This window comes from Actinosynnema sp. NPDC059797 (assembly GCF_042732085.1).
Taxonomy (GTDB): Bacteria; Actinomycetota; Actinomycetes; order Mycobacteriales; family Pseudonocardiaceae; genus Actinosynnema.
Genome location: NZ_JBHWIE010000634.1, coordinates 1 through 2,454, shown reverse-complemented (window position 1 = coordinate 2,454; position 2,454 = coordinate 1). Strand labels below are relative to the sequence as shown.

At 74.7% G+C, this 2,454-nt stretch carries 3 protein-coding genes; 2 read left to right on the top strand and 1 reads right to left on the bottom strand.

Features of this window, described 5'->3' with window-relative positions; all coding sequences use genetic code 11:
• Nucleotides 1–465 (bottom strand): MFS transporter (locus tag ACFV4N_RS42750; protein ID WP_499678413.1); only part of this gene is annotated, 465 nt, incomplete at its 3' end.
• Between the two features lie 79 nt (nt 466–544).
• Between ACFV4N_RS42750 and ACFV4N_RS42745 the strand changes: the two genes are divergently transcribed.
• Both ACFV4N_RS42745 and ACFV4N_RS42740 read left to right on the top strand, forming a co-directional pair.
• Entirely contained in the window at nt 545–1,750 is a 1,206-nt protein-coding gene (locus ACFV4N_RS42745) for a cytochrome P450 (RefSeq protein ID WP_499678412.1), read from the top strand.
• Complete coding sequence (locus ACFV4N_RS42740; protein WP_499678411.1) at nt 1,744–2,412, top strand: TetR/AcrR family transcriptional regulator; 669 nt, start codon at nt 1,744–1,746, stop codon at nt 2,410–2,412. Before ACFV4N_RS42745 ends, ACFV4N_RS42740 begins: the two co-directional genes overlap by 7 nt.
• Nucleotides 2,413–2,454 lie beyond the last annotated feature (42 nt).

Sequence of the window (2,454 nt, the reverse complement as noted above, 5' to 3'; positions counted from 1 at the left end):
GTGGCGCGCAGGTCCACCAGCGGCCCGGGGACGCGCAGCTCCCACCGGCCCCACACCGCCAGGACCACCGCCGCCGTGCCGAACAGGCCCGCGGTCACGCCGCTGGTCCAGCCCCGGTCCGCGCCCTTGGAGACGGGCGAGGCCCTGGAGCGCCCGGGCGGCGATCAGCGGGGCCAGCTCGTCGCTGAGCGCGCCGACCACCGACCCGGCCACCAGCAGCGCGAGGCTGACCAGCAGCATCCGGCGCTTGCCGTGCATGTCGCCGAGGCGGCCGACCGTCGGCGTGGCCACGGCGGCGGCGAGCAGCGTGGCGGTGATCGCCCACGCGGTGTCCGCCGGTGACGAGCCCGGCAGGCCCGGGAGCAGCGGCACCAGCGGGATCACCGCGGTGTGCACCAGCGACACCACGGTGCCGCCGAACGCCGGCACCGCCACGAACGCGGTCGGCTTCGCCGGGGAACTCATTTAAATCAGTCGCTTGACTTACCATATCGGCCTCGCTTCACTGTGGGGCACCGAACGTCGATCAACGAGGAGGCGTCACGTGGCGCACGAGCCGGGCGAGGCGTTGTTGGACTACCCGATCCCGAACCCGACGGCGCTGGAGCCGCCCGCCGAGTGGGCCGAGCTGCGGCGGGGCTGCCCGGTCGCGCCCGTGCGCCTGCCCAGCGGCGACCGGGCCGTGGTGCTCACCCGCTACGCCGACGTGAAGCAGGTGCTGGCGGACCCCAGGTTCACCCGTCGGCTCAGCGCGCCCGACGCGGCCCGGATCACCGACAGCGAGTCCGGCGGCGTGTTCAACGACGAGATGGCCTCGGTGCTCCCCGACTCCGGGCCCGGGCACCAGCGGTGGCGGCAGCAGGTCGGCCGGTGGTTCACGGTCAAGCGCCTCAACGCCCTGCGCCCCGCGATCGAGGCCATGGCCGAGCGGCTGGTCGACGAGCTGGTGGCGGGGGAGCAGCCCGCGGACCTCAAGGCGGCGCTGGGCTTCCCGCTGCCGGTGTGGGTGATCTGCGACCTGCTCGGCGTGCCGGACGCCGACCGGGACCGGTTCTCGCACTGGTCGGACACCCTGCTCAACCTGACCCGCTACACCGAGGCCGAGATCGGCGCGGCCCAGGCGGAGTTCGTCGCCTACATGCGCGAGCACGTCGCGGCCAAGCGCGCCGACCCGAAGGACGACCTGCTCGGCACCCTGGTAGCGGGCGGCGAGCTGACGGACGCGCAGCTGGTCGCCACCGGACAGGGCCTGCTCGTCGCCGGGCACGAGACCACCGCGAACATGATCGGCAAGATGGTCGGGATGCTGCTGGCCGACCGCTCCCGGTGGGAGCGGCTGGTCGCCGACCCGTCCCTGGTGCGCACGGCGGTGGAGGAGGTGCTGCGCTTCGACGCCAACCCGGGCCTGGGCATGCCGCGCTACATCACCGAGGACGCCGAGGTCGGCGGCGAGCACCTCCCGGCCGGCACCACCGTCATGTGCAGCATGGGCGCCGCCAACCGCGACGAGACCGCCTTCGAGCGGGCGTCCGAGCTGGACCTGTCGCGCAGCCCCAACCCGCACCTGGCGTTCGGCGCGGGCGCGCACTCGTGCCTCGGCCAGGCCCTGGCGCGCACGGAGCTGCAGGTGGTGCTGGAGGTGCTGGTGCGCCGGCTGCCCGGCCTGGAGCTGGCGGTGGCGCCCGAGGAGCTGGACCGGGTCGAGGGGCTGGTGGTCGGGGGGCTGCGAGACGTGCCGGTACGGTGGTGACCGTGGTGACCGACGTCGGCAGGACCCCTCGGGCCGAGCAGGTCGGCGCCACCCGCCTGCAGATCCTCACCACGGCGGAGCGGCTGTTCGCGGAACAGGGCCTCTACGCGGTCTCGAACCGCCAGATCAGCGCGGCCGCCGGGCAGGGGAACAACGCCGCCGTCGGTTACCACTTCGGCACCAAGGCCGACCTCGTGCGGGCGATCGTGCGCCGGCACGTGGAGCGGATCGAGCCGCTGCGCCGGGAGATGGTGGCCGCCGTCGAGGGGTCGGCGGACGTGCGGGACTGGGTCGACTGCCTGGTGCGGCCGTTCACCTCGCACCTGGCCTCGCTGGGCGACCCCACGTGGTTCGCCCGGTTCGGCGCGCAGGCCATGACGGACCCGGCGTTCCGGGCGGTCATGGTCGACGAGACCCTGGCCACGCCCTCGCTGCGGGACGTGCTCGACGGGTTGGACCGGTCCCTGCCCGACCTGCCGGCGGTGGTGCGGGCGGAGCGCGGCGACATGATCCGCGACCTCGTGGTGCACGTGTGCGCCGAGCGGGAGCGGGCGGTCGCGGAGGGCGCCGTCACCGTGCGGTCGACGTGGGACGAGGCGGCGGCGGGCCTGGTCGAGCCGTTCACGGGGCTGCTGCTCGCCGCGACCTCGCCCCGCCGCTGACGGGCCCGGATTCGCGGGGGCGAGACCGAGGTCGACGGAGCC